This window comes from Rhodococcus sp. F64268, from assembly GCF_023015605.1.
In the GTDB taxonomy this organism is placed as follows: Bacteria; Actinomycetota; Actinomycetes; order Mycobacteriales; family Mycobacteriaceae; genus Rhodococcus.
Map to the genome: position 1 here is coordinate 316,737 of NZ_JALKAI010000004.1, position 23,693 is coordinate 340,429.

The 23,693-nt window shown below is 65.1% G+C and carries 17 protein-coding genes; 8 read left to right on the forward strand and 9 right to left on the reverse strand.

Annotated elements, in window-relative coordinates:
• Positions 1-8: 8 nt before the first annotated feature.
• The 5 genes from MWU77_RS11835 (at position 9) to MWU77_RS11855 (ending at position 4,878) form a co-directional block, all read left to right on the forward strand.
• Complete coding sequence (locus MWU77_RS11835; RefSeq protein WP_247273765.1) at positions 9-551, forward strand: protein jag; 543 nt, start codon at positions 9-11, stop codon at positions 549-551.
• A 122-nt stretch (positions 552-673) separates the two neighbouring features.
• Entirely contained in the window at positions 674-1,351 is a 678-nt protein-coding gene (gene rsmG, locus MWU77_RS11840) for a 16S rRNA (guanine(527)-N(7))-methyltransferase RsmG (RefSeq protein WP_169689076.1), read from the forward strand.
• A 626-nt stretch (positions 1,352-1,977) separates the two neighbouring features.
• On the forward strand, positions 1,978-2,952 hold the full coding sequence (locus tag MWU77_RS11845) for a ParA family protein (protein ID WP_169689075.1): 975 nt from the start codon (positions 1,978-1,980) through the stop codon (positions 2,950-2,952).
• On the forward strand, positions 2,949-4,130 hold the full coding sequence (locus MWU77_RS11850; protein ID WP_169689074.1) for a ParB/RepB/Spo0J family partition protein: 1,182 nt from the start codon (positions 2,949-2,951) through the stop codon (positions 4,128-4,130). Before MWU77_RS11845 ends, MWU77_RS11850 begins: the two co-directional genes overlap by 4 nt.
• Positions 4,131-4,185: 55 nt before the next feature.
• Positions 4,186-4,878 carry a GNAT family N-acetyltransferase gene (locus MWU77_RS11855; protein ID WP_169689073.1) on the forward strand — a complete coding sequence of 231 codons (693 nt, stop codon included), beginning with the start codon at positions 4,186-4,188 and terminating at the stop codon, positions 4,876-4,878.
• A gap of 63 nt (positions 4,879-4,941) precedes the next feature.
• Here the strand turns inward: MWU77_RS11855 and MWU77_RS11860 are convergent, their stop codons facing one another.
• The 4 genes from MWU77_RS11860 to MWU77_RS11875 form a co-directional block, all read right to left on the reverse strand.
• Positions 4,942-6,120 carry an N-acetylmuramoyl-L-alanine amidase gene (locus tag MWU77_RS11860; RefSeq protein WP_247273766.1) on the reverse strand — a complete coding sequence of 393 codons (1,179 nt, stop codon included), beginning with the start codon at positions 6,118-6,120 and terminating at the stop codon, positions 4,942-4,944.
• Positions 6,121-6,236: 116 nt separating this feature from the next.
• The gene (gene trxA / locus MWU77_RS11865) at positions 6,237-6,560 is read right to left on the reverse strand and encodes a thioredoxin (protein ID WP_169689071.1); all 324 of its coding nucleotides are present in this window, start codon (positions 6,558-6,560) and stop codon (positions 6,237-6,239) included.
• A gap of 43 nt (positions 6,561-6,603) precedes the next feature.
• Positions 6,604-7,569 carry a thioredoxin-disulfide reductase gene (trxB, locus tag MWU77_RS11870; protein ID WP_247273767.1) on the reverse strand — a complete coding sequence of 322 codons (966 nt, stop codon included), beginning with the start codon at positions 7,567-7,569 and terminating at the stop codon, positions 6,604-6,606.
• 207 nt (positions 7,570-7,776) lie between these two features.
• Positions 7,777-8,976, reverse strand: a complete 1,200-nt coding sequence (locus MWU77_RS11875; protein ID WP_247273768.1) for an NADH:flavin oxidoreductase — start codon at positions 8,974-8,976, stop codon at positions 7,777-7,779.
• 100 nt (positions 8,977-9,076) lie between these two features.
• On the opposite strand from MWU77_RS11875, the gene MWU77_RS11880 reads away from it, so the two are divergent.
• Entirely contained in the window at positions 9,077-9,634 is a 558-nt protein-coding gene (locus MWU77_RS11880; RefSeq protein WP_247273769.1) for a helix-turn-helix domain-containing protein, read from the forward strand.
• Positions 9,635-9,644: 10 nt separating this feature from the next.
• Here MWU77_RS11880 and MWU77_RS11885 read toward each other — a convergent pair whose 3' ends face one another.
• Genes MWU77_RS11885 through MWU77_RS11905 form a run of 5 tightly spaced genes read right to left on the reverse strand, consistent with a single transcriptional unit; the run spans position 9,645 to position 17,935 of the window.
• Positions 9,645-10,352, reverse strand: coding sequence for a hypothetical protein (locus MWU77_RS11885; RefSeq protein WP_247273770.1), 708 nt, complete (start codon positions 10,350-10,352; stop codon positions 9,645-9,647).
• Between the two features lie 54 nt (positions 10,353-10,406).
• Positions 10,407-11,006 (reverse strand): RNA polymerase sigma factor SigM, encoded by a 600-nt coding sequence (gene sigM / locus MWU77_RS11890; protein WP_374229856.1) that lies wholly within the window; start codon positions 11,004-11,006, stop codon positions 10,407-10,409.
• A gap of 46 nt (positions 11,007-11,052) precedes the next feature.
• Positions 11,053-14,943: a murein biosynthesis integral membrane protein MurJ gene (murJ, locus tag MWU77_RS11895; RefSeq protein WP_247273771.1), complete on the reverse strand. Its 3,891-nt coding sequence runs from the start codon at positions 14,941-14,943 to the stop codon at positions 11,053-11,055.
• Entirely contained in the window at positions 14,940-17,333 is a 2,394-nt protein-coding gene (locus MWU77_RS11900) for a glycoprotein (RefSeq protein ID WP_247273772.1), read from the reverse strand. The genes murJ and MWU77_RS11900 overlap by 4 nt, the downstream gene beginning before the upstream one ends.
• Positions 17,330-17,935 (reverse strand): NUDIX hydrolase, encoded by a 606-nt coding sequence (locus MWU77_RS11905; RefSeq protein ID WP_247273773.1) that lies wholly within the window; start codon positions 17,933-17,935, stop codon positions 17,330-17,332. Before MWU77_RS11905 ends, MWU77_RS11900 begins: the two co-directional genes overlap by 4 nt.
• A 114-nt stretch (positions 17,936-18,049) precedes the next feature.
• Here MWU77_RS11905 and MWU77_RS11910 point away from each other — a divergent pair, with 114 nt between their 5' ends.
• Together MWU77_RS11910 and MWU77_RS11915 are read left to right on the forward strand one after the other, a co-directional pair.
• Entirely contained in the window at positions 18,050-19,504 is a 1,455-nt protein-coding gene (locus tag MWU77_RS11910) for a CCA tRNA nucleotidyltransferase (RefSeq protein ID WP_169689063.1), read from the forward strand.
• A gap of 142 nt (positions 19,505-19,646) precedes the next feature.
• The gene (locus MWU77_RS11915) at positions 19,647-23,690 is read left to right on the forward strand and encodes a bifunctional nitrate reductase/sulfite reductase flavoprotein subunit alpha (RefSeq protein WP_247273774.1); all 4,044 of its coding nucleotides are present in this window, start codon (positions 19,647-19,649) and stop codon (positions 23,688-23,690) included.
• The last annotated feature ends 3 nt before the right edge of the window (positions 23,691-23,693 follow it).

Sequence of the window (23,693 nt, forward strand, 5' to 3'; positions counted from 1 at the left end):
AGCTGAATATGGCCAGTGACCTGGACAAGGCACAGGAGGACCTCGAGGTGACCACCGAGGCTCAGGATGCAGAACTCGGCGTGGATGACGACGATGATCTGATCGAAGAGGGCGAGATCGCCGGCGACTACCTCGAACAGTTGCTCGACGTACTCGATTTCGACGGCGACATCGATCTGGACGTCGAGGGCGACCGTGCGGTGGTCAGCATCGACGGGGGCAAGGATCTGTCCAAGCTCGTGGGACGGAGCGGCGAGGTTCTGGACGCGCTCCAGGAGCTCACGCGACTGGCAGTTCAGCAGGCCACCGGTGAACGCAGCAAACTGATGCTCGATGTTGCCGGCTGGCGCGCGGGCAAGCGGTCCGAACTGAGCGCTCTCGGTACGTCGGCCGCCAAGCGGGTTCTCGAGTCGGGTGAGCGCGAGGAATTGACCCCGATGACGCCGTTCGAGCGCAAGATCGTGCACGACGCCGTTGCTCAGATCGACGGCGTGTCCAGCGAGAGCGAGGGCGCTGAGCCCAACCGGCGAGTCGTGATCATCCGAGATTGATCGACAGTTGATTCGAAGAGGAGCCCGGCCGGCCCGGGCTCCTCTTTTCATCGGTGGACGCGACAGGTCGGTCCATTGCTTGTTGCACTACTGCTTGTTGCACTACCCGTTTCCGGGAGAGGATGTTTCACGTGGAACACGAAGACTCCGACTTTCTCGCAATCGCTCACCGCGTCTTCGGTGACCGATTCGACCTTGCGCAGCGCTACCACGAGTCGTTGTCGACAGACGGTGTCGAACGCGGACTCATCGGCCCTCGCGAAGTTCCACGGCTGTGGGAGCGGCACATCCTCAACTGCGCGGTTCTCGGTGAATTGATCGAAGCGGACGAGAGAGTTGTGGATGTCGGAAGTGGGGCCGGCCTCCCCGGTATTCCGCTGGCAATCGCCAGGCCCGATCTGCGGGTGACGCTCGTCGAGCCGTTGTTGCGTCGTTCGGTATATCTCGCGGAGTTCGTCGAGACACACGATCTGGAGAATGTGCTCGTGGTGCGCGGCCGCGCCGAGCAACCGGGTGTGATTCACGAAGCGGGCGGTGCCGATGTAGTCACGTCTCGGGCTGTGGCACCGCTCGCCAAACTCGCCAAGTGGTCTATTCCCCTCATTCATGAGGGTGGTCGAATGCTCGCGCTCAAGGGAAGTTCAGCGGCCGAAGAGATCGAACGGGATCGCGACGAACTCGCCAAGCTTGGAGCGGGAAACCTCGAGGTACTCGAGTGCGGTGCTGATCTCCTCGAGGTTCCTACGCTTGTGGTGAAAGCCGAGCGGATCGCCAAGCCTCAGCGACGCCGGAAGCGCTGAGCGGTTTCACGTGAAACAGAACCCCTCCCCTCCCCCGCGGTAGTCGGAGGGGTTCTTCGATTCGAGGCGGTGTAGATCTCGAACCCGGACGTCCCTTTCGGGGGTCTGATCGCGCAAGAAGGTGTTGCGGGAGGACATCCGGATACCCATCCTCACTTTCGTCACTGTGACGGTCCAGGTCGATTCGCGGCAATGAATGTGCCGCGTACATGAAAGATATTGCTGTGCAGTAAGTTTCGATATCAATGTTCGAATTACCTTGTTTCGTAACACTTTTCGAAATGGGTACGGACTCCCGAGATTTGGTTGAGACCTCCCAAGGTGATGTTTCACGTGAAACAGTGCGGCGCCCCCGGCCTGGTTTCACGTGAAACCTCCTGACGTACGTTTCACGTGAAACAACGACGACGAGGTGTCGACGACACCTCCGGGAATTCTTTTGACATACTTGAGCGCGAGCGAAGAAGTGGATGTGCGCCAAGTGTCGGTGATGCGCTGTGCAGAACTCCGTCCAGGTGATCCTTGCGAGGCCACGTCTTCGTCTGCAACCGCCGCGCATAGCAAGTGTCGGAAGCGTGAAGGATGTAGCGTGCGAACCGAGCGGATCTATGTTTAAGGAGCGTTCTATGTCGGGTGGATCTGAATCCGCTGTTTCACGTGAAACCGAGGTCGCAAACGACGACGACTTCTTTCCGGTCCCCGTCGACACATTCTCGTCGATGGACACCCCGATCGGCGCGGCTGCGCATCGCGCGAGTCAGGTTCTGCACCCGAGTGAAGCGAGCGCACTCCCCAGACCACCCGAACGTCGCGTCCTCACCATCGCAAATCAGAAGGGTGGCGTCGGTAAGACGACAACGGCCGTCAACCTTGCCGCCGCCCTCGCGGTCCAAGGGCTCACCGTCCTCGTCATCGACCTCGACCCTCAAGGCAACGCGAGCACAGCATTGGGAGTGCCCCATCACTCCGGCATTCCGTCGAGTTACGAGATTCTGCTCGGTGAGGTGACCGCCGCGGAGGCCGTGCAACAGAGTCCTCACAGTGAACGACTTTTCTGCATTCCGGCGACGATCGATCTGGCGGGCGCCGAGATCGAACTCGTCTCGATGGTCGCGCGCGAGAACAGACTCCGCAACGCGATCACGAAGGAAGCCCTTGGCGACCGCGAATACGACTACGTCATCATCGATTGTCCGCCGTCGCTCGGACTGCTCACAGTGAACGCATTGGTCGCTGCGAAGGAAGTCTTGATTCCCATTCAGTGCGAGTACTACGCACTCGAAGGTGTCGGCCAGTTGCTCCGCAACATCGAACTCGTACAGTCACATCTCAATCCTGCGCTGCACGTGTCGACCGTTCTCCTGACCATGTACGACGGTCGGACCAAGCTCGCGGATCAGGTCGCAGCGGAGGTCCGTCAGCACTTCGGCGGCGCAGTGCTCCGATCGGTGATCCCGCGCAGTGTGAAAGTCTCCGAAGCTCCCGGATACGGGACGACGGTTCTCGACTACGATCCAGGTTCGCGCGGTGCAATGAGTTACCTCGACGCAGGGCGCGAACTGGCGGCACGTGGGATTCAGGACAACCAGGGGAACCGATGAGTGCGACACGCAAGGGTGGGCTTGGGCGCGGTTTGGCGGCATTGATTCCGACGGGCCCTCCCGTCGAGAGCCCCGACGATCCTGCACCCGCCACAGGCACCACCACCAAGGCGGATACAGCCGCTCCCGCATCCGCGAAGAAGTCGCCGGTCATCAAGACGCAGGCACGGCGTCCGGGAAGTAGCTCCGGCTTCACCATCTCCCCGTCGGGTCTCGGGACCGCAGCGGCCGATGTGATCATCGGTGACGGGACGCCGGCCGCCAGCGGGAAGACCGAGCCGGCAGCGTCCGAACCTGTCGACCCCGACACGGAAACGAACGCGTCGGAGCTGCCCGATACCGCCGAACCCCTCCCCTCCCCCACCGGGGCGGTATACCTCGAGATCCCGATCGACCGCATCGAGCGGAACCCGAAGCAGCCGCGTCAGGTATTCGACGAGGAGGCGCTGGGTGAGCTCGTACACTCGATCCGCGAGTTCGGGCTCATGCAGCCGATCGTCGTGCGCCGGATCGACGACGACCGGTTCCAGCTCATCATGGGCGAGCGGCGTTGGCGCGCGGCGCAGCAGGCCGAGCTCGAAACCATCTCCGCGATCGTTCGCGACACCGAGGACCACGCCCTCCTCCGAGATGCGCTCCTCGAGAACATCCATCGTGTGCAGCTCAATCCGCTCGAAGAGGCCGCCGCGTACCAACAGCTGCTCGAAGAGTTCGAAGTCACCCACGAGGAACTCGCAGCGCGTATCGGCCGCTCCCGTCCCGTGGTCACCAACATGATCCGGCTCCTCAAACTTCCCATTGCCGTCCAACGTCGCGTCGCGGCGGGGGTGCTCTCCGCGGGTCACGCTCGCGCGCTGCTCTCCCTCGAGGCCGGAGCGGACGCCCAGGAAGTGCTCGCCGCGCGCATCGTGGCCGAAGGTATGTCGGTCCGTGCCACCGAGGAAGCCGTCGTCCTCGCGAATCGGGCAGGCACACCCGACGTGGCGGCTCCTGTGCGGCGGAAGCCGATCCAGATGCCCGGATTGCAGGACGTCGCTGAACGGCTGTCGTCGTCGTTCGACACCCGCGTCACGGTCAGTCTCGGCAAGCGGAAGGGCAAGATCGTGGTGGAGTTCGGGTCGGTCGACGATCTCGAACGCATCGTGACCCTGATGGAATCGCAGCAGAACCCTTCTTGACTCCCCACCGGAGCAGGACGACTGTCTAGACCAGAGGTGGAGGCGAAGGAATCGCGTGTCGACACGAGTCACACCGCTCTCCTTGAGCGGTATCGATCGGTTGCCGCGGCACTCCCGTCGGTGTGTGTTCTGGGAGATGGACCCCGACACTGTCGCTGAGGCGCGCGGATTCTCGGACCCCGAGTTCGAGAAGGAGGCGTGGCTGTCGACGGTCATGCTGCAGTGGGGTTCCTGCGCGCAGATCGCGACCGTCGGCGACAAGGTGGCCGCGTGCGCGTTCTACGCGCCGCCCAATATGGTTCCGCGTGCGCAATTGTTTCCCACTTCGCCGGTGAGCGCCGACGCGATCCTCCTGACAACCATGCGAATCGAACCGCATGCCCGGGGACTCGCAGTGGGAGCCGATCTGATTCGCGCCGTCGTGGACGACCTCGTACGCCGGAACGTGCGTGCGCTCGAAGCGTTCGGCATAAGACCGGATCCTGTTGCGGATTCGTTCGGTGATACTCCGTCGGCAACGGTGGCGAACACCTGCTCGCCGCACGAGTGCATGATCTCCGCTGATTTCCTCGAGGACATGGGGTTCGATGTGGTCGCGCCTCATCACCGGTATCCGCGCCTGCGACTCGAGCTCGACCGCGACCACGGCTGGAAGGAAGAGGTCGAAGCTGCCTTGGATCGGCTGATCGAAGCCGCCTCGATCACTGTCGAGGATTTTGCCGGCAGGGCGACGGTGGGTGTGCAGTAGCTTCCTCATACAAATGGAGAGGCCCCCTCAGCTGAGGGGGCCTCTCCATGTTGCGAGTGAGACTTACCGCGTCTCGGTGATCGACAGCTCTTCTGCGAGCAACTCGGCGAAGGTGTACGTCCCGGTCGGCTGGTCGTCCTGACCGAGCAGGTACAGGCGCTTGACAGCGATGAGTACCGCCTCGGCGATCGTGTCGCGGTGGCGCGGGTCGGCGAGCACCATCGCGTCGTGTGCGTTGGTGAGGTAGCCGAGATCGATCTGGATGGTCGGCATGTTCGTCAGCCGCAGCAGATCCCAGGTTCGTCCGTGACTGCGGCAATCCTGGAGAGGGGTGCGCGCGACGATCTCACGCTGGATGTACCCGGTGAGGACCTGCCCGATCATCGATTCGGAGCCGTGCGAATTGCCGTAGTGGAAACTGGCGATTCCGCTCGCCACCGGATTCGAACTCGCATCGCAGCGCAGCGAGATCATCAGGTCGGCGCCGAACGCGTTGGAGGTACCGGCGCGCTCGATGTCTGTCGGGTTCGCATGATAGGGCCGCGACAGGAAAGTCTCCATGCCGGTGGCCGCCATGCGCCCTTCGAGCCTGCGAGCGAGATCCCACAGGATGTCCGCTTCCGAGATGGTGCCGTGCGGGCTGCGGAGAACGATCCCGTGGTGGTTACCACCGAGACCCGGATCGATGACGATCCGTTTGCCGCTGAGCTGCGGACCGGACCGCCGGACGATCTCCTCCTCACTGATGGCGTGCGGCGACCCCCCCGACACTCGCGTGCCGAGTAGCTCGAGTGCTCGCAGGGTCTCGGGTCCGCAGATGCCATCGGGTGCGAGGCCGATCTCCTTCTGGAACGAGCTGAGACCGGCGTGCGTGCGGGGGCCGAAGTATCCATCGACCCGGTCGACGTAGAACCCGAGATCCTGAAGGCGCGTCTGCAGTGCTGCGACGTCGTCCCCGTAGAGGGGCGCCGAAAGCTGATAGATCAGTGTGCGTGCACCGAGACGGTACGACGCTTCCTTCAGCGACCGATACGTTGCGGGGCCGACGATGCCGTCGACGAGCAGGCCACGCTGTTGCTGGAAGGCGCGCACGGCACCGTCGAGCTCATGATCGAAGGTGACGTCGGAGCCGACCCATTCGTCGGCGACCTCGGCTCCGCCGTGAAGAAACCCCAATCCGGCCAGGGTGTTCCTGATCTCGGCTACAGCAGGGCCGTGATCGCCGTGACGAAGAGGGCGCATGTGTGGGGGCCTTTCCGTGCTGACCGGAGTGCCCAGCACGCGCGGGGCAGCATCGAACGGAATTGTCTCAGATACGCCCGAGACCATGTCCACGGGCGCTCGATCCTGGGACGTTACTACAGGACCTCGTCGAGCTCCCGGAGCAACGCCGCTTTCCCCTTCGCCCCCACGATCGTCTTCACGGGCTTGCCGCCGGAGAACAGGATCATCGTGGGAATGGACATCACCTGGTAGTCGCGTGCGGACGACGGGTTGGCATCGATGTCGAGCTTGGCGACGGTCAGCTTCTCGCCGTGCTCCCCCGCGATTTCCTCGAGGACCGGGGCGACCATCTTGCAGGGACCGCACCACGTCGCCCAGAAGTCGACGAGCACAGGCTTGTCGGCCTGCAGGACGTCTTCGACGAAGGACGAGTCGGTGATGTTGACGGTGTTTGCCATGTTGTTCTCCTGCGCAGTGATGGTTGGGATCGAGAAGAGCGCTCTATGCCTGGGCAGCGACCGGCTCGGCCGCTTCGCGATTGGCGACGAGCCAGCGTTCGGCGTCGATGGAAGCGGAGCAGCCCGTGCCCGCGGCAGTGATCGCCTGGCGGTACGTGTGGTCGACGAGATCGCCGGCCGCGAAGACACCGGGCACGGATGTCGCCGTGCCGGGTGCGGAAACCAGCACATAGCCTTCGTCGTCGAGATCGACCTGGCCCGCGACCAGCGAACTCCGCGGATCGTGGCCGACGGCGACGAACAGACCGGTCACGGCGAGATCGCTGCGCTCGCCCGTCACAGTGTCTTCGACGACGAGGTTGGTGACACTGTTCTCACCCTGGACCTCGGCGACGGTGGCATTGGTGAGGAATCGGATCTTCTCGTTCGCGCGTGCACGCTCGAGCATGATCTTCGAAGCGCGGAACTCTTCGCGCCGGTGGATGAGGGTGACGCTTCGTGCGAAGCGGGTGAGGAACGTGGCCTCTTCCATCGCGGAGTCGCCGCCACCGACGACGGCGATGTCCTGATCGCGGAAGAAGAAGCCGTCGCATGTGGCACACGCGGAAACGCCGCGGCCGAGGAGTTTCTCCTCCCCCGGCACTCCCAGGTAGCGCGGCTCGGCGCCCATCGCGAGGATGACCGCGCGGGCGCTGTAGGTCTCGCCGTTCGCGACGACGGTCTTGATCGGGCCCCGCAGATCCATCTCTTCGACGTCCTCGGTGCGGATATCGGCGCCGAATCGCAGAGCTTGTTCCCGCATCTGATCCATCAGCTCTGGGCCCATGATCCCTTCGCGGAAGCCCGGGAAGTTCTCGACCTCGGTGGTGGTCATGAGTTCGCCACCGAACTGGGTTCCTTCGAACACGAGCGGCGAGAGTTCGGCACGAGCCGCGTAGATCGACGCGGTGTATCCCGCCGGTCCCGAGCCGACGATGATGAGGTCGTGGATCGTGGGCGAAGTCGTCATGCGAACCTTCCTGGGTGGGGTGCTGTGGGTGGGACGCAGTCAGCGGCCACAGTCGTCCGTGCAGGTGAGGCCACGGCCGAGCTTCAAGTATCAACACCAGGGTAAACGGTGTTGTTCCCTGCTCGCCGTGCCTCACGCCACAGTTGGTGCGGACGATCCCGCGTCGTCCCCCCGAAGTACCCGATCAGGACGGTGTGTGACGGACCCTCAAGCAGTCGTGGGGACGTCCTCCAACGTTCTGCGGATGACGCAGTGGGTGCCGGTGTAGATGGTCGGCATGCACTTGTTGCAGTGGATGCACAGCCCCTCGTGCGCGGTCGCATTGCGGAACTTGTCGACCACATCCGGGTCTCGCAGTAGAGCTCGGCCCATCGCGACGAACTCGAACCCCTCGTCCAGAGCGGTCTCGATCGTGTCGAGGCGGTTGATGCCGCCGAGCAGGATGAGGGGCAGCGACAGCTCCGACCGGAACTGGCGGGCCATCGGCAGGAAGAAGGCTTCTTCGAACGGAAGTTTCGGGAAGATCTTCGGCCCGTAGACCTTCAGGCCCCACCCGACAACCTTGGGCTGCGACGCGACGAATTCCTTCATCGGGACGTCGCCGCGGAAGAAGTACATGCCGTTCAGGAGGGAGCTGCCGCCCGTGAGTTGCATTGCGTCGATGTGGCCGTCGGATTCGATGAGTCGTGCCATGGGCAGCGACTCGTCGAGCCACAATCCCTTGGGGACTCCGTCTGTCATGTTGAACTTCGCGATGACGGCAATCTTGTCCCCCACCGCGCGTCGTACCGCTTCGAGCACCCGGCGCGGATATGCCGTGCGGTTGGCGATGCTGCCGCCGTAGCAATCCTTGCGCTTGTTGAGGTTCGGGCTCATGAAAGAGCTCAGGAGGTAGTTGTGGCCGAGATGGACCTCGACGGCGTCGAAGCCCGCCTCGACCGCATTGCGGGCCGCTGATGCGTAGCATTCGACGATCTCGTCGAGTTGCGCGAGCGATGCGCCGCGGACGAGACCCATTGCGGGTGCGCTGATCCGCGTCGACGGGGCGAGGGTGCTCATGCCGTTCGAGATCTGGTTGGCGACGAGGCCGGCGTGACCGATCTGCGCGGACGCGAGTGCTCCCTCAGCGTGGACGGCATCGGTGAGGCGCCGAAGGCCGGGAATGGATGCCCTGTCGAGAACGAGCGTGTCGCGGTGGACGCGACCGCTCGCGGACACCGAACAGTAGGCGACGGTGGTCAGCGCTGTTCCGCCTCGCGCGACTTCGGCGTGGAACTCGATGAGTTCATCGCTGACCGCTCCGCGAGGCATGACGCCTTCGAACGTGGCGGCTTTGATGATTCGGTTGCGGAGGGTGAGAGGTCCGAGCCGGGCGGGCTCGAACACGGTGGGTCGCGGCGAAGTCATGCCCCTACTTTCGATGCCAGTGGTACCGTAATTAGGATCCGACTATAACGCGCGCGGCGCCGCTGACGCCACGATCTGTCCGAAGAGAAATACAGGCTGTATGTCCGATGCTGCTCCCGGGCGTCCCCGCGACCCTCGAATCGACGCCGAAGTACTGGCCGCTGCCCGAGAGATGCTCGTCGAGGTCGGCTGGGACGGACTGAGTATGCGCGCACTCGCCGCACGCGCCGGTGTCGGCCGCGCGACCTTGACGCGGCGCTGGCCCACCAAGGCACACCTGGTTCTCCACGCGCTGCTCGGAGCAGCACCTGATCTCGAGCCGTACACGGGGATCGATCGCCGGGGCTGGATCGAATGGGTCGTCACCGGCAGTGTGGAACTCTTCTCCCGGCCCGATGTGCGTGCTGCCCTGCCCGGACTGCTTGCCGCACTACGTGATCACGCCGACCTCCGGAACGCGCTGTGGCGCACCTTCAGTGGACCGAGCACGGCCCTGTTCGCCGGCGAGACGGGTCACGACTCCGAGATCGATGCCCGCGCGATCCTGGTGATGGCGGCGGGTTCGGCGCTCTTCGCAGGGCTCATCGCCGCCGAAGACGACACCCCGGAACTACGAGCGAGGATCCTCGAGTTGTTGCTGCCCGCCGCCGAAGGCTGACCGGCCGGAATCACCCCAGAACCTCGACCCGGATCGTCGCGGGATCGGTGGCTCCGCACCCGGTGCCCACCACGAGTGCCGTGATCTGCGGTGACTGCGGGCCGGCGAGCAGAATTGCGATGGCATCGGAATCGTCCACCCGGATCTCGCGTGAACCGAGAATCCTGCTGTCCGGATCGAATCCGTTAGCCGACAGACAGTCTCCCAGGCGATTCATCTCGGCCAGCGGCCCGAGACCCGTGGAGCCGACGATCTCTCGCAAGGATGCCGGAGTCAGTGCGTTCGTCCCGGAAGGGGAATCATCCTGTGACAGTGAGGTACCGGATGCGAGCGGCGGTCCGACGGCGTCCTCGGCAGCGCCGATTCCGCGGAAGACGAGGGCGAACACGACCGCGAGGACCGCCGCGGCACCGATCCCCGCCACCGCAAGGACCCGTCGGTCGAGCCGTCGCGTTCCGTGACGCTGCCCGAGGCTGTGCAGTGTCGCGTCGAGACGCAGTGCGACATCGTGCGGTATGGGTTCGGCAGCGGGTTCATCACCCCACTCGCGTAGTCGTGCCTGCACGGCATCGAGCCGGTCGATCACGGCCATGGCGTGGTGGTCCTGCCGTACCAGCGGCCACAGCCGATCGGCCAGTTCGTCGTCCAATGCCCCGGCGTGGAGATCAGCGAGTAGGTCGTCGGAGTACGGCGGACGTGGAAACTCGTCCTCGTTCATACGCATTCCTCCTCGGCGGCTCGGGTGCCCTCACCAGAGTAGGACGTACGCGGTTCACGATCGGTTCCCTCTGAATCGAAGGTCGTCGAGAACGAAGGCAAGTTTCTTTCGGCCGCGTGCGCATCGGCTCTTGATCGTGCCCTCGGGGACACCGAGCCTGCGAGCTGCCTCTCTCACCGAATAGCCTTCGACGTCCACGGCCACCACCGCGGCGCGTTGCTCGGGTGGGAGCGCGAACAACGCGGCTCGCACGTCGAGGGTGGTCTCGAGATCGGAAATCCGATCGTGCTCATCGCGGATCCGCTCGACACCATCGGGATAGCGTGCCGCGCTCGGACGTACCCGATTGCGGCGAATGCGGTCCAGGCACGCGTTGACGACGATGGAGTGCAGCCAGCTTCGCACGGCGGCATCATTGCGGTACGTGGCGGCCATCCGGTGCGCCGAGAGCATCGCATCCTGCATTGCATCGGCTGCGTCCTCGTCCGAGTAACTCGTGCGCTTGGCGACCTGCCACAGACGGTCGCGGTGCCGTGATATCAACGCCTCGAACGCGGCCCTGTCCCCTCCGACATGAGCCGACAACAACTCTGCATCCGACATCTCTCCGATGTCGGGCACAGCGACTTTTGCGATCCCCCCGAAAATTCGCACGCGCGGATGGTATCCGATTTGCCGGATGATTCCCGCTGTGCGGGGCCTACTTCGCCGCGGTGAAGGTGACCTCGGAGATCGTGCTCTTGTGACCGCCGCTGCTCGTGCTCAGATCGGTGATCCACAACAACACATGCGATGTGCCGCCGTCGGCCTCGACCGGAATCTCGGTCTCGCCCGAATCGAGTGTGGCAGAACCGATCACCTGGGTCTGATCAAGAGACGACTGAGCCGACGGTGCACTGCGCACTTCGAGCACCGTTCCCGGCGAATCCGTCGTGACGGTCACCGACGACAGCGTGGAAGTGTCGGCAAGCGTGACCAGCAGGCCCACACCGTTCTTGAGCGACGGGAACGGATCGAAGTAGGCGTCGGTGCTCCACTTGGTACTCGGATCGCCGTCGATGGCCTGCGATGCGGTCGCCGGAGAATCGGGGGTGCCCTGCGGAGAGAACACCGCCACCGACGTCGCGGCGACCGGCCCGGCGGCCACCGGAGCAACCGGCGCCGCGGATTCTGTGCCTTCACCCGCGCCCGCGGCCACCGGAGCCTCGGACGTCGGGGTGAGCCCGAATTCCTGGCTCGTCAACGGGGCATCGTTGGAATCGCCGGCAAGAAGATTGGTGATCCACCAGCCGATCAACGCGAGGATGATCACGGTGACGATGCCGAGTCCGACGAGCGCCATGAGCATCCGCTCGGAGTGCTTCTTCTTCTGCGCGAGCGCTTCCGGGTCGGCGAGGGCATGGCTCTCGGCGGCTGCGGTTCGCTGCCCGAGCCGCAGCGCGGGGATCATGTCGGTCTTCTGGTCGACCACCGACGCCTGGTCGAGGATGTGCTGCACCGTCGCGGCCGTCCGGATACCACCGTCGGTGGACAGCGCACGCACCGCGACCGCGGAGATCTCGAAGGGGACATCCGGACGGATCGCGCGAGGTTCGACGGGAACACCGTCGGGACCGCGCTCGGCGATCGGCATCCCGCCGACCGTGCCGCCACCGCGTGCCGGAGCTGCCTTGGGGGCACCCGGGTTACCGGGTTCGTCGATCGGCCACCGGCCGGTGATCAGCCCGTACAGGGTCGCGCCGAGGCCGTGGACGTCGGAGATCGCGTCGGCGTCGGAGAACGTGGCCGGGAACGCGAGAACCGCGTCGCCCGCGACACTGATGCGGATCCGGTCGGGGTGATCGATCGACAATGCGCTGCCACCGCGGTGGGTGGCCTCGGCTGCCGCGGCAAGCGCGCGCACGGCACGAGCCGCGCCGATCGGTGACGGCTCGGTGGTCGACATTTCCTTCAGCGACCGACCCGGGGTCCACTCGGCGACAACGATGCCCCCCGAGCTGCCACGGACGACGTCGAGCACTCGTGCGAGACCCGGCGAGTTGATGCGTCCGAGCCGGAGCGAGCGGGACAGCACGGCCTGAGGAGAATCGGGGCCGCTCGCATCGGCGGCGCGCTGGTCGGCGTCGACGAAGGTCAGAGCCACTTCGCGGTCGAGCTTGACGTCGAGCGCCTGCCAGAATCGCAGTCCCCGTGCTCCCCCGTGTGGAGCAAGCAGCCGATAGCGTCCTCCCGCGACCGATGCGCCCGCGATGAGCTCGGGTCCGCGCATCGTGCGACGAGGTGCGCTGCCCGACACCCGAACCGGCGGCAGCTGCGGCGAACCGATCGGGATGACACCCGTGTCGGTGTGGGGATCGCGCGGCCGTCCGGCATCCGGGTTCCGGGCCCCGGACGCGGAGGTACGGTTTGCGGCGCCCGTCGAACCGGCGGCGGCCTTCGAGCCTTCGGCAGCGGAGCCGGTGTTGTTCCGGTTCGCTGAATCGAGCGCGGACTTGCCGGCAGCGTGGTCGTCGCTCACCCTTACTCCTTCGTTGTCGACTCGTCCGCTATCCGTACGGAGGCGGGGATCGCCGGGAGCCACGAAGTATCGAGGTTCACGCCGCCCGGGTCGAATCTGTTGACCAGGGTACGGGAGTTGCGCCCGGCGATCGACGGGACGGGGCAAGTCCCGAACCGCGGGAATGACCTCTGTGATCGCGTCGTACGGCCCGACTCCGTACTCCCCGTAGTCGATACGTGGGAGCACGACGGTGCGCTCCACATCGGTTTCGGGGTAGTCGTGGCGGCGAGGGGCGGGGAGTGGCCCGGTCGGCGGCGGTGACGTCGGAAGAGCGTCGGCAGATCCCGGCGTGTCGTCCGGTGCGTCGCCGCGCCGCGCACCCACCTTGCGACGGATCATGGCTTCGATCGAGAGGATCTCCGGAACCTTCAGCAACCACATGCCTACGAGGGCGACCAGGACCATAAGGACCCCGGTGATGCCGACCCGCACAAAGGAACCGACACCGCCGAACCGCTCACTCAGTGCGTCGAGCTGGAGCAGCGTGTCGGCGAGCAACACCACAGCGGCAGCGGCAGCCGACGCGAACACCACGTGCCAAACAGTCCGCCCGACATTCGCCATCTGCAGGTTGCCGAGTGTGCGATGCAGCAGGAATCCACCGATGAACGCGCCGACCGTGAAGGCAATACCCGTTGCGACCCCGAGGAAGACGACGACCTGACTGCCGTCGCTCGCGATGACCGGTGCCAGCGCCGACAACCCGATCTTGACAGCGGTGATGCCCAGAATGATCCACGTGGGTGTCCACGCCTGCTCTCTCGCATAGAACACGCGGAGGTGGATCAGCACGAGCGAATACGGGATGAGCGTGAACGCAGACCAGCTCACTGCGCGACCGAGCAGCTCGGCATTGCCGCTACCGAAGTTTCCGTAGCCGTACAGTGCTTCGCCGATCTGGGGTCCGGCGATCGTGAGGAAGGTGACGATGGGGATGAGCGAGATCATCGTCAGGCGTGTCGCGACGGAGAGATCGTCGACGACGGCGGGTGTGTCGCCGTCGGCGGCGTTTCGGCTCAGTCTCGGCATGATCGCGGTGAGCACGGTGACGCCCAGCACGCCGTAGGGCAACTGCAGGAGCAGCCACGCATTGTTGTAGATGGCGGGGCCTGCTTCGTCGGCGCCCGACGACACCCGTGTCGCGAAGACCATGCCGGCCTGGCTGATCAGTACGTACATGATGATCGCCGCGGCCATGCCACCGAACTGGCGGAGCCGGTCGTCGAGCCCCCACAGGGGCTTGAGGTTGATGCCTTCCCTGCGCAACGCGGGGACCAGACTCATGGCCTGAGTGACGACACCGAGCAGCACCCCGATCCCGAGGACCAGCAGTTTCGGATCGCTCATTCGTACCGGGTCGAGAGTGATCTCGCCGGGCATCAGGTAGTAGAGAACGAGCACGGACAGCACGACGATGTTGTTCAGCACCGGTGCCCACGCGCCGGGCTTGAACACTTGCCGGGTGTTGAGGATGCCTGTGAACAGGCCCGACATGCCGTAGAACACGATCGCGGGCAACAGTAGATACGACAGCGCCGTGGTCAGCGACGTCGAGACCTCCCCCGAATCGTCGAGGAAGACGTGCGTCGTCAGGAGCGGGGCCGCTGCGACGGCAAGCACCGTCGCGGTGCCGAGGAGCACCAGCGCGGCAGTGAACAACCGCCGGATGAAGGCCTCACCGCCGTCGGGGTCCTCCCGTTCGGCGCGGACGAGAACCGGCACCACGATCGAGGTGAGCACGGCCCCGAGCACGAGCTCGGAGATCATGTTCGGGATCTGGTGAGCGACCGTGAACGAGCTCGCGACCCCGGCGCCGAGCAACGTGAGAATGAGGAGTTGCTTGAGGAAGCCCGTGATGCGACTGATCAGGGTGGCGATCGCGATCGACCCGGTCGCGGCGAGCAGGCTCTGCGCCCTGCCGGATCGAGGCGCCCCGGTGAGGTCGGGAGACGTCGTCGGACCCGTGACATCCGGGGAACTCGTCGGCCCCTGATGCTCCCCGGCACCGGTACGGGTGGGGTTCCCGGTCATTTCTCTCCCAATCGTTCATCGGCCGGATCCGGCTCCCCCCGGAACCTGTGCAGAAGTCTCCGCCCCGCCAGGAACAACAGGAGTGCTCCCGCACAGCCTGTGACGATGGCGAGGATCTGGCCGTACGCATTGGAACGTACCGTGACCTGCGTGGGGCTGCCGAGTGACAGACCGGACTCGGTCGTGAGCGCGAACTCGACCTCGATCTTTCTCGAGTCGCTGATCTCGGCAGGCACCGTGAGGGTGCGACTCCCTCTCGGCGGAAGCTGGGTGGGGCCGATGTCGGTGATGTCCATTGCTGCGGGCACGTCGACGTGCAACCGGACGTTGATGCCCACGGGGAGATCGTTACGGGCCACGAGCAGCAGCGGGCTCTGCTCCGACGTGAGAGTGAAGACGCCGCCCGGCGCGAGCACCGTGACCGAGTCGAACATCCGATCGACGGCCTCGCGCACCTCCGTCGCTCGCTGCTCGGCAACTGCAGCGGCCGCATCCGGATCGGTGCCGCGCCGCCCGGCCAGCGTCATCGAGCGCAGCATGTCGTTCCGCAGCGGCGCGGTGAACGCACTCGGGGTGAGCTGGGCCTGCGGGTCTTCGACGAAGGCGTCCTCGAGCCCGTCGAGACGCGGCATCTGTGCGGAGGCCTCGTGAACCACCGGCGCAGGCGCACCGTCGGTGATCGCCTGTTCCGGATACGTCAGCAGTGACGCGACCGGGTCGCTGCCGGTCGCAGCGGCGGCAGAGAGCATCGACTGGAACGACTGTGCCGTTGCGAGTCCTGATTTCATCAGGGTCGACACCATGGACAGGGTCCGAGCAGCATCGTCGGCGGATACGGACCACACCTGTGGCGGCGCGAGCACCAGCGAATCCGGCCCGGCCGACGGTGCCGACTCCGACGACGAATTCAGGGCAGGCCAGGCGATGGCGCCGAGCGCGTCCTGGAGTCGGGCAGTCGTCGAATCGTCGGTGAGTGTGTAGCGCGACGATTCGGGCACGTACGAGGGTGTCTGCGGATCGTCGCCCATGGCAGCGAGTGCAGCACCCGCGGCACTGTCGAACAGACTCGCTGTGAGTCCGTCCACGCCGCTGATGCGGACACCCGCAGCGCCGGCATCGGTGTTCTGCACGGCATCGTCGGCGAGCAACGCGGTCACCGGACCGTTCGCCGCGATCATCGTGCCCGCTTTCTCGGTGAGTACGCCGGAGTCGGGCCAGACCACCGAACTCACGGAAGAGATACCCAGGGTCGTGTCGATGATCTCGGTGGGCGAGGTGAGCGCGGATTCGATCAGTGACGGCTCGCCGGTCTCGGCGAGCGCCGTGAGATCTGTCTGGGCGTACGGCACGGCGGTCGTGCACATCCGCGCCGACAGCGCCCGCAACCGCTCCAGCCATGAGATCGCCGCGTCGGTGCCCGTGCCGGGCTCTGCGTCGCCGATCGGGTCGGCGGGATCAGCAACCACCAGATAGTCGCGTGTCATGTTCGCGACCGTGACCAGCAGGTCCGGGTCGATCGCGAGGCACATTGCGTCGCCGACCTGCTGCTCGTTCTGCACGACCTCTTCCGCGACACGGAGCAACCCGTCGAGACGGCCGCCGTCGGCCAGCGAGGTTGCAAGATCGTCGTCGACGAGACGGACCGGATCGGTTGCCGATCCGGGTACTCCCGCTGCTATCCGGGGTCGATCGGCGAGTGGCCAGAGCACGGTGGTCGGGACGGGCGTCGACCCCTCGGGTGCTACCGCGGGGAATGCCTTCTCCCTGGCTTCGGCGGACGTTTCCCCGAGCGAGGTGGCGCCGCTCGTGTCGGTGCTCTCATCGGTACCGGTACCGACCTCGTCCGCGGCGGGCACCCCCAGGACCGGAAGCAGGAACCGGGCGTCGTCGAGGCGCGCCTGGCCACCGTATTCGGGGACACCGTTGACGTTGACGAGCAGCGGGTACACACCCGGCTCGGCGATGTCGAGGGAGGGGACGAGATCGGAGCGAAGCGGCAGTTCGAGAGTGAATTCCTCGGTGTCTCCCTGCCCGATACGATCGCTGACCACCTCGAACTCCCCGACCGTGTCGTATCCGGCCTGATCAAGGGTCAATGCGCTGCGTAGGGTCGCTGAATCCGCGACGGCCTGTGCACGCTGCAGGCGCACCCAGACGTCTTCGACATCGCGATCGCCGATGTTGGTGACAGTGCCGGTCACCGACACGACCGGACCGCTGGTCAGGGACACCGCCGACGGGGTGACCTGGTCGATGTCGAGGCGGAGGAACTGTGGTTCGTCGGTCGTCTGGGCAATTGCGGAGCCGGGGACCGGCCCGACCAGAGCTACGAGGGCCAGCGCAATCGCAGCGAGGACCGCGGCGCAGGCCCGAGAGAACACCACCGTCATCCGAGCGCGGCCCCCGGATCGTCGGCGTCCTTCAGCCAGGCGGGGTCGATGTCGGCGATGAGCTGATCGGCGATATCGGCGAGTTTCCGCTCGTCCGCGTACGCGAGCCGCGTCCGCAATTCGGTCAGTGGCACCCAGGCCACCTCGGTGACCTCGATGTCGGCGTCGGAGAGCTCACCCCCGAGATAACGGAGGAGATAGTGATGGACGGTCTTGTGGACTCGTCGTCCTTCCGTCACGAACCAGTAGTCGATGCTGCCGAGTTCGGTGAGGACCTTGCTGCGCACGCCGGTCTCCTCGTGGACTTCGCGCATCGCGGTCTCTTCCGCTGTCTCACCCTTCTCGATGTGGCCCTTCGGCAGCGACCACAGCAGGCGGCCACGGCGGTCGGTGCGACCGATCAGCGCGGCACACAATTGATCGGGTGGGCCGCCGAGTCCGTCGACGACGAGACCACCGGCGGATGTCTCCCGTACGGTGCGCATCCGCGAGTGCGGCGTCGAAGCCGGGTTCGCCACACCTCCGCGCACAGGTGATTTGCCGCCCGAGCCGCGCCGCCGCGGATTGCGGCGGTTGCGGTTGGCACGTTCTGCGGGCGACACCTGATCGATAGTAGTTGTAACGGCCACCGTGCTGTTTCAACCTCGGGCCCGGTTCGGCCACACGTCGGTGCCTGTCCGACCGGGAGCACGGGCAGCTCGGTAAAGTCCGGAGGCGTGAACTCTCCCACCGCGGACGCCGATCGCCGCGCCCGACTGCTCGCAAGCGCCGACTCGACGCTGCGGGCACTCTCGGATGTCCTGGCTCCTCTCGGGGCACGTTTCGCCGAGGCGGGGCACGAGCTGTACCTGGTGGGAGGCAGTGTTCGCGATGCCGTGCTGGGGAGATTGGGCACCGACCTCGACTTCACCACCGACGCCCGCCCCGAACTCGTGCAGGAACTTCTTCGCGGTTGGGCCGACCATCAGTGGGACACCGGAATCGACTTCGGAACGGTGAGCGCGTCGAAGGGCCCCGAACAGATCGAGATCACCACGTTCCGCAGCGACGCGTACGACCGTGTGACCCGCCATCCCATCGTCGAGTACGGCACCCGGCTCGAGGACGATCTGGTGCGCCGTGACTTCACCGTCAACGCGATGGCAGTCCGGATCGGCAGCGACGGTGCCGGCGAGTTCGTCGACCCACTCGGCGGGATGGATGCGCTGGTCGCGGGAGTGCTCGACACGCCGGCGCGGCCGGAGGACTCCTTCCACGACGATCCACTGCGGATGCTGCGCGGCGCGCGTTTCGTGTCGCAGCTCGGATTCACCCTCACCGAGCGGGTGCACACGGCGATCGTCGAGATGGCCGACGAGATCCTGCGGATCAGCGCCGAACGCGTCCAGGCCGAACTCGACAAACTCATTCTCGGTACCTACCCCCTCGAAGGCATCGATGTGATGGTCGAAACGGGACTTGCGCAGCGTGTGCTTCCCGAGATCCCGGCGATGAAACTCGAGATCGACGAGCATCACCAGCACAAGGACGTGTACTGGCATTCACTCACCGTTCTGAAACAGGCGATCGACCTCGAAGACGGCGACCCGGATCTGGTGCTGCGCTGGGCAGCGCTCCTGCATGACATCGGCAAGCCGGGCACCAAACGCAATGAGCCGGGTGGCGGTGTGAGCTTCCACCACCACGAAGTGGTCGGCGCGAAACTCGTCCGCAAAAGGATGCGAGCCCTGAAGTATTCCAAGCAGATGGTCGAGGACGTGGGTCAGCTCGTGTTCTTGCACCTGCGGTTCCACGGATACGGCAAGGGACAGTGGACGGACTCGGCGGTGCGTCGCTACGTGCACGATGCCGGGCACCTTCTCCCGAAGCTGCACAAACTCGTGCGCGCCGACTGCACCACCCGCAACAAGCGCCGTGCCGCATCGTTGCAGGCCACCTACGACGATCTCGAGCATCGCATCGCCGTGATCGCGGAGCAGGAGGACCTGGCACGGGTCCGTCCGGATCTCGACGGCAACGCGATCATGGAACTGCTCGGGATCCCCGCAGGACCCCAGGTCGGTAAGGCGTGGAAGTTCCTCAAGAACCTGCGCCTCGATCGCGGGCCGCTCGATCGGGACGAGGCCGAGGCCGAGCTCCTGAAGTGGTGGGATCAGCAACCGAAGGCGTGAGTGTTTCCGGCTCCTCACACGGGTTGTGCGGACTCGTGAGCCAGATGTCACAGTGTGCTCACCGCGTTTGATCCTCCCGCAACACCGTGTCCGCAGCATGGACACCGGGCCATTCACGAGACGGTCCGGGCAGGAGCTGGGAATGCAGGATACGAGCGCCTTGGTGAGAACTGCCTGCTCGTATTGCGGTGTGGGATGCGGGATGGTCCTCGAGGTCGGCGTCGACCCGAGCACCGGGACTCGCCGTGTGCTCGACGCATACGGAGACAAGGAACACCCCACCAACCGGGGCCGGCTGTGCACGAAAGGCGCGACGAGCGCCGCGATGCTCGCAGGAGGTGGCCGACTCGAGACCGCACGTGTACGCCCGGAACGCGGTGCCGATCACGTCCCGGTTGCGTTGGAGACCGCGATTTCGGACACCGCGCGTCGCTTGAACGCCATCATCGACGAACACGGTCCCGACGCCGTCGCGATCTACGTGTCGGGGCAGATGTCTCTCGAGTCGCAGTACCTGGCCAACAAACTGGCGAAGGGCTTCATCGGCACCAACGGGATCGAATCGAACTCGCGATTGTGCATGGCAGGTGCAGGCACCGGTTACAAGCAGTCGCTGGGATCGGACGGACCACCCGGCTCGTACGAGGATTTCGACCACGCCGACGTGTTCTTCGTGATCGGCTCCAACATGGCCGATTGCCATCCGATCCTGTTTCTGCGGATGATGGATCGTGTCAAGGCCGGGGCGAAGTTGATCGTCGTCGACCCTCGCCGCACAGCGACTGCCGACAAGGCCGACCTGTTCCTGCGGATCTCCCCCGGCACCGATCTCGCCCTACTCAACGGTCTGCTGCACCTCATCGTCGAAAACGGTCACGTGGATCGGAAGTTCATCGACGATCACACCGATGGCTGGGTCGCGATGGAAGAATTCCTCGCCGACTATCCGCCGGAGGCAGTCGCCCGGATCACGGGAATCGACGAAAGTGACATCCGGACCGCGGCGCAGTGGATCGGTGAGGCAGGCAATTGGATGAGCTGCTGGACCATGGGGCTCAACCAGAGCATCCACGGCACGTGGAACACCAACGCGATATGCAATCTCCATCTCGCGACCGGTGCGATCTGCCGGACCGGCAGCGGCCCGTTCTCCCTTACCGGCCAGCCCAATGCCATGGGCGGACGCGAAATGGGTTACATGGGACCGGGTCTGCCCGGACAGCGCAGTGTGCTCTCGGAGGCGGATCGCGTCTTCGTCGAAGAACGGTGGGGCCTCCCCCGCGGCACGTTGCGGACCGAGGTGGGGACCGGCACGATCGACATGTTCGAGAAGATGGCTGCCGGGGGGATCAAGGCCTGCTGGATCATCTGTACCAACCCCGTAGCGACCGTCGCCAACCGCAAGACCGTTCTCGAGGGTCTCGAGAAGGCCGAACTCGTGATCCTGCAGGACAGTTTCGCCGAAACGGAAACCGCCGATTACGCAGACATCCTGCTTCCCGGAGCGCTGTGGTCCGAATCGGACTACGTGACAATAAGTTCTGACCGAACACTCAATCTCATCGGTCAGGCCGTCGATCCGATCGGCGACGCTGTTCCCGACTGGGAGATCATTGCCCGGGTTGCCGCCGCGATGGGATTCGGCAGCGCCTTCGACTACTCGAGTGCCGACGAGATCTTCGAGGAGATCGTCGGATTCGCGAACCCGGACACCGGATACGACCTGCGTGGAGTGACCTACGACCGGTTGCGCCGGACTCCGGTGCAGTGGCCGTGCCCGCCCGGAGGAGCCGCGCGTAATCCCATCCGTTATCTCAACGACGGCACCGTCCGGCCGCAGCTCGTCCGCGACGACGGCACCGCACCCCGATACGTGTTTGCCACCCCGGACGGCCGGGCCCGCTTCTTTCCGCGTCCGTACGCCCCGGCCGCCGAACTGCCCGACGACGATTACCCACTGATCCTCAATACCGGACGGGTCCAGCATCAATGGCACACCCTGACGAAGACCGGCCGGGTCGCCAAGCTCAACAAGCTGGAGCCCGGTCCGTTCGTCGAGGTCAACCCGTACGACGCGCAGCGACTGGCGATCACCGCCGGCGATCGCGTCGAGATCACCTCGCGTCGTGGCCGTGCGGTGCTTCCCGCGGTGGTCACCGACCGTGTGGGCCCGGGCAACTGCTTCGCACCGTTCCATTGGAACGACAAGTTCGGCGAGGACCTCGCGATCAACGCCGTGACCAACGACGCAACCGATCCCGTATCTCACCAGCCCGAATTCAAGGTGTGTGCTGTCGCGTTGGCGAGGGTGGACTCGCCGGAACAGGTCATCGACGACCCCGCGAGTCGTGTCGCGTCGGCGATCGGTCTCGATATCGAGGCGCCCCCGCTCGATGAGATCGAACGAATCTACCTGTCCGGCATGCTCGCAGGAATTCGTTCGAGTGATTTCGGCGGTGTCCCGGTGCTTCCTGCGTCGGCGCCGTTCTCTGCGTCGACGCGCACATGGATCGAGGGTCTGCTGGCAGGAGCCTGGTCGCGAGGGCCCGAGTCCACCGATCCTGGCTGCGAAAGCGAAGGGACACCCGTCGTCGTCGCGTGGGCGTCGCAGACCGGCAACGCCGAGGAGTTCGCCGGAACGTGCGCCACACGGCTCCGAGTTGCAGGCTGCGCAGTGCGGTCGATGTCGTTGAACGATTTGGGTGTTGCAGGCCTGATCGATGTCCCGAATCTGCTTGTCGTCGCGAGCACGTTCGGCGACGGCGACGCTCCCGACAACGGCAGCACCTTCTTCGCGGCGTTGACCCGCGACGACGCTCCCGATCTCGCGGGAATGCGGTATGCGATTCTTGCGTACGGCGATTCGAGTTTCGACGACTTCTGCGGATTCGGCAGAAAGCTCGACGAGCGGCTGGCCGAGCTCGGCGCAACCGCTCTCGTTTCCCGCGTCGACTGCGAGCCCGACTTCGAGGAGCGGTCGGCGCAGTGGCTCAGCGAGATCGAGCTGCACTTCGATGGCGCTCCGGGACGTGCAGGGCCTGCTGTCGCACCGGTACCGGCAGCACCGTCCTACTCGCGGAAGTCGCCGCTGATCACGCGGCTCACTCGCAATACCTGCCTCAGTGGTGCGGGTTCGTCGAAGGAAGTGCGTCAATTCGGATTCGAACTGTTCGATCCTGCGTTCGAATACAGCGCGGGCGATGCACTCGGTGTGGTACCCACCAATCGTCCGGACACCGTGGACGAATGGCTTCAGGTCACCGTTCTCGACGCGGAGGCACCCACCGAGATCCCGGGACTCCCGACGATCCCGCTGCGCGAGGCCGCGACACGGCACCTCGATATCACCCGGGTGACACCGGACCTGCTGAAGTTCGTGCAACACCAGACCGGAAGCGCCGAACTCGCGAAACTTCTCCGCCCCGGCAACAAGCTCGAACTGCAGCGTTGGCTGTGGGGCAAGCAGGCGATGGACATCATCGCCGAATATCCTTTCAAAGCACCCCTGGACGAATGGTTGCCGTTACTCGAACGTCTCCAGCCCCGCATGTATTCGATCTCGTCGAGCCCCAAGGTGAATTCTCGTGAAGTGCAGTTGACCGTGTCGGTGGTGCGGTACGACAACGCGGGTCGTGGCCGCGCAGGGGTGTGCTCCAGTTTCCTCGCCGACCACAGCAAGGGCGCGGACATCCCGATTTTCGTGCAGCGCAGCAACCACTTCCGACCGCCGTCGTCGCCGGATACACCGATGATCATGGTGGGTCCGGGGACGGGGATCGCGCCGTTTCGTGCCTTTCTCCACGACCGTCGAGAGTCCGGCCACACGGGACGTAACTGGCTGTTCTTCGGCGACCAGCGAATCGAGACCGATTACCTGTACCGCGATGAGATCGAGGCAATGCATTCGGACGGATTCCTCACCGGGCTCGACCTCGCCTTCTCCCGTGATCAGCGACAGAAGATCTACGTGCAGGACCGCATGCGTGAACACGGTGCGCGTCTGTGGCGCTGGCTGGAGGACGGTGCCCACTTCTACGTCTGTGGTGATGCCGCCCGGATGGCGAAAGACGTGGACACCGCTCTGCGTGACGTGGTGCAGGCCCACGGCCGGCTCGACCAGGACCAGGCGACTGCGTATATCGACGGGCTCATCGCGCAGAAGCGTTATGTGCGCGACGTGTACTGAACG

Coding starts and splice junctions, on each gene's coding strand:
- MWU77_RS11835 (WP_247273765.1), top strand. CDS start 9: ATGGCCAGTGACCTGGACAAGGCACAGGAGGACCTCGAGGTGACCACC.
- rsmG (WP_169689076.1), top strand. CDS start 674: ATGTTTCACGTGGAACACGAAGACTCCGACTTTCTCGCAATCGCTCAC.
- MWU77_RS11845 (WP_169689075.1), top strand. CDS start 1,978: ATGTCGGGTGGATCTGAATCCGCTGTTTCACGTGAAACCGAGGTCGCA.
- MWU77_RS11850 (WP_169689074.1), top strand. CDS start 2,949: ATGAGTGCGACACGCAAGGGTGGGCTTGGGCGCGGTTTGGCGGCATTG.
- MWU77_RS11860 (WP_247273766.1), bottom strand. CDS start 6,120: ATGCGCCCTCTTCGTCACGGCGATCACGGCCCTGCTGTAGCCGAGATC.
- trxA (WP_169689071.1), bottom strand. CDS start 6,560: ATGGCAAACACCGTCAACATCACCGACTCGTCCTTCGTCGAAGACGTC.
- trxB (WP_247273767.1), bottom strand. CDS start 7,569: ATGACGACTTCGCCCACGATCCACGACCTCATCATCGTCGGCTCGGGA.
- MWU77_RS11875 (WP_247273768.1), bottom strand. CDS start 8,976: ATGACTTCGCCGCGACCCACCGTGTTCGAGCCCGCCCGGCTCGGACCT.
- MWU77_RS11880 (WP_247273769.1), top strand. CDS start 9,077: ATGTCCGATGCTGCTCCCGGGCGTCCCCGCGACCCTCGAATCGACGCC.
- MWU77_RS11885 (WP_247273770.1), bottom strand. CDS start 10,352: ATGAACGAGGACGAGTTTCCACGTCCGCCGTACTCCGACGACCTACTC.
- murJ (WP_247273771.1), bottom strand. CDS start 14,943: ATGACCGGGAACCCCACCCGTACCGGTGCCGGGGAGCATCAGGGGCCG.
- MWU77_RS11900 (WP_247273772.1), bottom strand. CDS start 17,333: ATGACGGTGGTGTTCTCTCGGGCCTGCGCCGCGGTCCTCGCTGCGATT.
- MWU77_RS11915 (WP_247273774.1), top strand. CDS start 19,647: ATGCAGGATACGAGCGCCTTGGTGAGAACTGCCTGCTCGTATTGCGGT.